Origin of the sequence: Halomonas sp. 3D7M, from assembly GCF_014897885.1 — a bacterium.
GTDB lineage: Bacteria > Pseudomonadota > Gammaproteobacteria > Pseudomonadales > Halomonadaceae > Vreelandella.
Window position 1 is genome coordinate 1 of sequence record NZ_JABUZF010000111.1, and the last position, 3,233, is coordinate 3,233.

Genomic DNA, 3,233 nt, shown 5'->3' on the forward strand with positions numbered 1-3,233 from the left:
CTGCCCATTTGCCCGGCATGGTGGCTTCCCAAACGGCGCTGCCAGTGCTGGGCGTGCCGGTGGAATCCAAAGCGCTTAAAGGCTTGGATTCATTGCTTTCAATTGCGCAGATGCCCGGTGGCATCGCTGTTGGCACACTGGCGATTGGTAAAGCAGGCGCGACCAATGCAGGCTTGTTGGCAGCACAGATTGTCGGTTTGCAGGACACCAACGTGCGTGAAGCGGTCGAGGCTTTCCGCGCTGAGCAAACTCAAATGGTGCTGGATAACCCAGACCCTCGCCCCGATGCGGAAGCGAACTAAGGAATCCTGGCCATGAATTCTGGTATCTCGAAAAGCTCTGGTAGTTCGAAAAGCGCTGGCATCGTTAAGAACATTGGTGTGCTCGGTGCAGGCCAGCTTGGTCGTATGCTGGCATTGGCTGGCTATCCGCTAGGTAATCGCTTCACGTTTTTAGACACGACCGGCAACCCGAGTGCGGGCATTGGCGACGTTGTTATCGATCCCAATAACCAGCATTTGGCAGAGTTTCTCGATAAGGTCGATGTAGTAACCTACGAGTTTGAGCATCTGCCCGTAGCGCTGGTTGAGCAAATTGAACAGCACAAACCCGTTTACCCAGGAAGCCGGGCGATTGCCGTTTGTCAAAACCGTGTTGAAGAGAAGGCCTTATTTGATCGCTTGGGTATTCCGACACCTGCTTACCGCGTCGTTGAGAGTGCCGAACAGCTTGAAGCGGCAGCCAATGAGCTGGGCTGCCCGGTGGTCGCCAAATCAGTGACAGAGGGGTATGACGGTAAAGGGCAAGCGGTGCTGAAAGCGCCGGAGCAGGCTGAAGAGGCATGGAAGAGCATTGGTCACCGTCAACTGATCGTGGAAGCGTTTGTTGATTTTGTACGGGAAGTCTCGATGATTGCCGTGCGCGGTCGTGATGGGGATGTGGTGTTTTATCCCATGGCGGAAAATCAGCATGTAGACGGCATTTTGCGCTATTCCGTTGCGCCGCTACCGGATTTAGCTACCAGCGTTCAAGAGACAGCCGACAGCTACATTCGTATGCTGTTGGATGAGTTGGATTATGTGGGCGTGATGGCGCTGGAACTGTTCCAAACGCGGGATGGCAGCCTATTGGCTAACGAGATGGCTCCACGCGTGCATAATTCTGGCCACTGGACCATGGACGGTGCGGTCACTAGCCAGTTTGAAAACCATCTGCGCGCTGTGCAAGGCCTACCGCTCGGCAGCACCCAGGCTATTGCACCTACTTGCATGGTGAATGTTATTGGCCAGGAAGGTGACAATGCCGCGCTGTTGGTGATTGGCAATACTCACTTGCATCGCTATGACAAGGAAGAGCGGGCAGGGCGCAAGCTGGCACATGTCAATGTCGTCGCTGACACGCATGCCGAGCTGCTTGAAAAAGTGCGTGCGTGCCAGGCATTACTACCTGATGCACCGCCGGTGGCGTGGAGTTTCGAACGCTCACTGTAAAGTTGATGGATTATCACGACGAAGCCGCCTGATTAGGGCGGCTTCGTCGTTGATTACCCCGCCAGTTGGCCGCTAAGCAATAGCCACAGCGCAATTAAAGCAAAGTGTCCTGGATACCAAGCAAGCCATAGGCGGCGCGGCATGGCCAGGGCTACGGATGGCACACGTTGGGCTGCACCTGCTGCCAGCATCAATATCACCACGCAAGTGCCAACGGTAAACGACTTTGCCATGTCTGAAGCGTTCATTTGACCGGCTATCCAAAGTGCGGGAAATGCGGCTAAGCCTGCCCACAAGCGCGATTTTAGTGCGTCGCGGGTTTCGTTAAGCGCCTGCATGGCGAACATTAATAGCGGAATCAGTAGCAAACCGTTATGGCCGTACTCCACCCAAAACCCCAACAAATACCAGACGGTGACGCCTACCGCTGCTCCAAGCATTAGCCAGGCTAATCCTAGCGTCTGCTGTTGATAGTGCTGCCAACCTTGGCGAACCAACGCACCCAACGCTAGGCCACAGGCAAGCGTGAAGCAGACATTAAGAATAAAATCGTCAGACGCGCGTGGCATCAGCATATAAGGCAACTGAGCCACTAAACCAATGACCAGTATGCGGCGTGAGTAGCGTAGTGGGTTACGGGTGTTAAACAGCCCGTGCCAGGCAACCATTGCCGCAAACAAGGGGAAGGCGATACGGCCAATGGACGAGCCTGCCCAGCTTAAGTCCCAGTCACCCGGCAACACATAGCGAGTAAGGTGATCTACGGTCATGGTGAATAGCGCCAGCCATTGCCCCCAGGCGGTCCAATGAGAAGAGGGGCGCGCATCGTAAGCCGCCTCGGTGGAGACGTTTGCATTGGTTTGTTCAGCCATTAGACTTCCTTGTGAGTTTCCTTACTGGATTACAGACTCGATTTGGCTGAGCAAGTTCGGTACAGGTTTAAGTACTAGTTTAAGTGCTAGGGGTGGCAGAGCGTTTCAGCTAAATGGCCGCTGGAATTCTCCAAGGCCCGCCTCGTTAAGATGCTCAACGGTCATCGTTTCTGCTTTTCCATCCGCGCCCATGGTGAATTCGACCTGCGAAACCGAGCCCTCTGGTTGGTTCTCTGTCACCGGGAAGGCGACAAAGCGATCGCCGTCCCAGTGGGTCAACCGCAGGTGCTGTGGCGCGGGGCCAACTTCGAGTACCAAACCGTCAGCGGTCTCACGCACCTCAGCCGCCCCGAAATAGGCATTGCCATAGTCCCCTGCATAAGCGTCGGCAGGTCGGGCCTCGGTGGGCTCAGTCGGAGGTGTCACACCCACCAGATCTCCGGCCGGCGCAGAGAGCGGTGCGATGCGTGGCCCGTAGGCCGCCAGCCAGTCGCGCTGTTCCACACCAAACTCTGCCAGATCAAGAAAACTGGCCGTCAGCGCCTCGGGGAGACCCGTGGGGGTGGCATTGGTCAGCACGATGATCCCAAGCCCAAGGTCCGGCAGCATCGAATAGGAGGTCGCTGCACCAAAAGCGAAGGCGCCCGAATGGCTCACCACGACACGCCCAGTGGGGCGCACCCCGACACCAAATCCGTAACCATAGGTACCAGCCCGATCGGCCGCGTCACCGGGGCGGCTGCTGATGGCATGCGGTGAAAGCGCGGGCACGAGCGCTTCGGGCGCAATCAGTTGCTGCTCTGCAAAGCGCCCGTTGGAGAGCACCAGCTTCATCCATTTCGCCATGTCTCGCACGCTGGAGCTTACCCCG

The 3,233-nt window shown here is 56.6% G+C and carries 4 protein-coding genes; 2 read left to right on the forward strand and 2 right to left on the reverse strand.

The genetic code is table 11. The features are described 5' to 3' along the window. Together INT22_RS04950 and INT22_RS04955 are read left to right on the forward strand one after the other, a co-directional pair. On the forward strand, nucleotides 1–302 hold a 302-nt coding region (locus INT22_RS04950; RefSeq protein ID WP_193067801.1), incomplete at its 5' end, for an AIR carboxylase family protein. Between the two features lie 12 nt (nucleotides 303–314). Beyond that, nucleotides 315–1,490 carry a 5-(carboxyamino)imidazole ribonucleotide synthase gene (locus tag INT22_RS04955; protein WP_193067802.1) on the forward strand — a complete coding sequence of 392 codons (1,176 nt, stop codon included), beginning with the start codon at nucleotides 315–317 and terminating at the stop codon, nucleotides 1,488–1,490. A 53-nt stretch (nucleotides 1,491–1,543) separates the two neighbouring features. Here the strand turns inward: INT22_RS04955 and INT22_RS04960 are convergent, their stop codons facing one another. Both INT22_RS04960 and INT22_RS20260 read right to left on the reverse strand, forming a co-directional pair. Further along, complete coding sequence (locus INT22_RS04960; RefSeq protein WP_193067803.1) at nucleotides 1,544–2,362, reverse strand: TraX family protein; 819 nt, start codon at nucleotides 2,360–2,362, stop codon at nucleotides 1,544–1,546. A 105-nt stretch (nucleotides 2,363–2,467) separates the two neighbouring features. Next, nucleotides 2,468–3,233, reverse strand: a 766-nt coding sequence (locus INT22_RS20260) for a serine hydrolase (RefSeq protein ID WP_226912417.1), incomplete at its 5' end; no start/stop codon positions are given.